Source organism: Moellerella wisconsensis ATCC 35017 (assembly GCF_001294465.1).
Lineage (GTDB): Bacteria > Pseudomonadota > Gammaproteobacteria > Enterobacterales > Enterobacteriaceae > Moellerella > Moellerella wisconsensis.
This window is the reverse complement of the sequence record NZ_LGAA01000023.1, coordinates 1-3,664: the sequence shown is the minus strand read 5'-3', so window position 1 is coordinate 3,664 and position 3,664 is coordinate 1. Positions and strand designations below refer to the sequence as shown.

The 3,664-nt window shown below is 39.6% G+C and carries 6 protein-coding genes; all 6 read left to right on the top strand.

Annotated features, from left to right (window positions below; genetic code table 11):
* Window positions 1-498 (top strand): hypothetical protein (locus tag M992_RS15505; protein ID WP_248842530.1); only part of this gene is annotated, 498 nt, incomplete at its 5' end.
* Window positions 495-989: an Imm42 family immunity protein gene (locus tag M992_RS11915; protein ID WP_053908797.1), complete on the top strand. Its 495-nt coding sequence runs from the start codon at window positions 495-497 to the stop codon at window positions 987-989. The genes M992_RS15505 and M992_RS11915, both read left to right, overlap by 4 nt.
* Window positions 990-1,390: 401 nt before the next feature.
* Window positions 1,391-1,780, top strand: a complete 390-nt coding sequence (locus M992_RS11910) for a hypothetical protein (RefSeq protein ID WP_053908796.1) — start codon at window positions 1,391-1,393, stop codon at window positions 1,778-1,780.
* A complete protein-coding gene (locus M992_RS11905; RefSeq protein WP_053908795.1) occupies window positions 1,780-2,238 on the top strand; it encodes a DUF6392 family protein in 459 nt (152 codons plus the stop codon). Before M992_RS11910 ends, M992_RS11905 begins: the two co-directional genes overlap by 1 nt.
* Window positions 2,239-2,398: 160 nt before the next feature.
* The gene (locus M992_RS11900) at window positions 2,399-2,686 is read left to right on the top strand and encodes a hypothetical protein (RefSeq protein ID WP_053908794.1); all 288 of its coding nucleotides are present in this window, start codon (window positions 2,399-2,401) and stop codon (window positions 2,684-2,686) included.
* Window positions 2,687-2,863: 177 nt separating this feature from the next.
* The coding region (locus M992_RS11895) for a hypothetical protein (protein WP_248842529.1) at window positions 2,864-3,664 on the top strand (801 nt) is incomplete at its 3' end.

The window sequence follows — 3,664 nt, the reverse complement described above, 5'->3', positions numbered from 1 at the left end:
CCACAAAAAGATAGTACGCTTGGCGGCTTGATAGCTCCTGTTGATGTCAAAAATATCCTTAATTTAGTGGATAATGGGGCGAGTAAAGAAGATCTTGCTAAGACAGCAACAGGGATCGCTCTTGGTAAAGTTCTTCAAGGCAAAAAGGGAAATAACGGTAGTGGTAAAGGAAGTCCAATACCTGTTAAAGATCCTGTTACTGCAAGTAATGGTTTAGATAATCAGTCAAATCCAAAGCATACTATTAATCCACCACGTAACGCAGGCATTGAACCTAAAAATTCTTTAAATCTTTTTGAAAATTCAGTTTCAGTTAATGCTAAAAATCAAAAAGTACGCTATACCATGGATGATAGTGGAAATATACATCAATTCATGCCAGATAATACCGGGAAATGGCACTGGGCAGGTAGCACAGCAGATAAAAGAAACCCATTAATTTTGCCGAATGATGTTAAATCTGCACTAAAAAAACAGCAAGGCTGGAAAATAAAATGATTATTGGCGATGATTTTTTGAAAATAGCATTTCAAATAGAATTTATTATTTCTGATTATTCATCCCCAAGCGGAATGTTTAATTTTGTTATCAATGAAAAGTTAATCCCTGGTGAAAGTGTTGCTATTGACCTCTATGTGGCAATATCGTCCCTAAAAGATAGTATATGTAATGAACTAATTGAAAGGACACCAGACATTGGCAACGTGGATTTGGATGAATTGGACTTTTCAGAAGGCGCACCGGAAGGCATCATCTGGCTTGATACAGGTGTGGCTGAAATAAGCGGCCGCGGGTATTGGTTTTATTTAGGGTTTAATGGAGATGAAGAGCGGCTCATTTTTACTAAGGATGCAGGAAAAAGCTATCAAGAATCTAGATATGTGCGTGGAACAATTAAAAGGTTGATTGATAATCTACCTAATTCCGATGAACTTGAAATTATTAAAAGAAATGACATAGTTCTCTTAACCGATTTGAAAAATATCTAGCGGCATCCGATACTCTTTATAAAATCATAGTTTAAGAAAAGATCTCAGTCTCACACTGGGATCTCCCTTAGCCGTCTCACTCCCCTCTGCCAACTGGATAATCAACTGTCCGGTGCGTACTTACCTCAAATCCAAACTCACTCAATTACTTACCGCTGATGATCAGTTGTGGGCTGAGGTTGGGTTGACCTTTACTCTGTAAATAACCCACTGAATATCGTTTGGTTTTAACCACTTCACCTTTAGCCGTCGGCACGAAGATCTGCGTCTAATCTTTTTATTTATTTCTCTTGTTATACAAAAAATATCTTAACAAACCACTGAAAAATATGACTCAAAGCAACAGAGTGGCAGTGTGTCTGGCAGTATAGGAACGGGCTTGAATACCACGGCTTCTGTGAATGCCAATAAAACCGAGATGCACAGCGATTATCAATCGGTGGATAAACAAACGGGTAGAGCATGATCACATTCCTTCTTTCGCTGCATTGAGAAAAGCAAAAGAAACTGAATTAGGTAGGCCTCTTACGAAAGAAGAGTCAAATAAACTTTTTAATAATGCAACAACAGTTGAAGTGCCTAAAGATATTCATGCAGATGGGCCCACATACAAAGGAAAAAATTCGGCGACTCAAGTACAAAAGGATGCTGCTGATCTTTGTGGGGCACAATGTCGTGATACAGAAGCATTAAGAAAAAATATGGTAGATCGTGGTTATGATCCAAAATTGGTTGATGATGCAATTAAAAAAATAGTAGAACGAAATAGGGATAAAGGAGTAATTAAGTAATGGCTGAATGGATTAAATTTATCAATGCTCTCGGTAAAACACAAACCTCTAAAGAGGTTAAACAACTTTGTTTATCAATAAACGAAGTTGCTGACATATCCAGCGATCCTATTGAATTCAATGATGCATTAGGCAGAACCACATATTATGCTTTTGTTCTTTCAGGAATAGAAATAGGTTTCAGAGAAAACGTATTAAATCATGTCCATTTTTATTTTAATGATGATGATGGCTACGGTAGGTATAAAGATAAATTAATATCTGATATCTGTGCAGGATGGAATAAAAAAGATGTGATTAGGGCTTTAGGAGAGCCATTACAGGAAGGTGGGGGAAATGTGGATATGCTTCTTGGACACATTGATCTTTGGATTAAGTATCAATATCAAAATTATGATCTAAATTTTCAATTTAAATTGGATAACACATTATCTCGTTGTAGCTTAATACTTAGATAAAGTAAATCTCTGCATACTATTGGAGTTTTCCCACCAACCAAGCCGGAATTCCACCGGCTTGGTTTTTTACGTTTTTAGCCCCGACCCTAAAATCCCTTAGCCCGTCATTAGTCTTTATAGCTCATTCCCATAAGATGATTGACAGAGGAGTGACCTATGAATGAAGCTTATGAGTGAATATGACTGGCTCTCTGTGCCCTTGGGGCAGTCGGAGGAAGTGGAGGACGATATTATCCAGCTGTACTCGCTGGGGATGAATTATGCTAATAATCATAGTTTAAGAAAAGATCTCAGTCTCACACTGGGATCTCCCTTAGCCGTCTCACTCCCCTCTGCCAACTGGATAATCAACTGTCCGGTGCGTGCTCATCTCAAACCCAAACTCACTCAATTACTTACCGCTGATGATCAGTTATGGGCTGAGGTTGGGTTGATCTCTATTTTGTAAATAACTCACTGAATATAGTCTGATTTTAATTACTTCACCTTTAGCCGTCGGCACGAAGATCTGCGTCTAATCTTTTTATTTATTTCTCTTGTTATATAAAAGATATCTTAACAAACCACCGATAAATACGACTCAAAGCAACAGGGCGGGAGTTTAAGCGGCAGTATAGGAACGGGCTTGAATACCACGGCTTCGGTGAATGCCAATAAAACCGAGATGCACAGCGATTATCAATCGGTGGATAAACAAACGGGTATCAATGCAGGCAAAGACAGCAACACCACACATTCAGCGGTGTCGGAAGGTGAGATTGTTATTCGCGATAAGGATAATCAAAAACAAGATATCAACGACTTAAGCCGTGATACGGACAACGCCCATGAAAAACTCAATACCATTTTTGATAAAGAAAAAGAGCAAAAGCGGATTGAGAAAACGCAGTTAATCGGCGAGTTAGGCAAGCAGATTACCGATATTGAGGTGACGGATGAAAGGATAAAAGCGACTAAGAAAGAAAGGGAAAACTTTGATAAAACGCCAGTTACAGATGATGAGCGCAAGAAAGCCATTGATTCTATCAAAGACCCGAACGTAAAAGGGGATGAAACGGCCATTCGAGATGCGGTATTAAATGACCGTATTGAAAAATCGGTTCAAGCGTCAGAGTGGGGAGTGGGCGGCGATAAGCGCCGTATCGTCGAATCAGGCACGGCGTTAATCCAAGGATTGGTAAATGGCGATGTAAATAAAGCGGTGGCGAATGCCAGCGCGCCATATATCGCGAATGAAATTGCCAAGCAAATACCGAAAGAAAATCAGGAAGGTCGCCTCGTTGCTCACGGTATTGCCAATGTTGCATTAGCGCTGGCAAAAGGTGAAAATGAGGGCGCCCAGTCACTCGGTGCGGTGACCGCTGAAGCAGTTGGAATGTTATCCGAGAAACTGTATAGCAAAGATGTAAGCCAACTTACGGAAGAT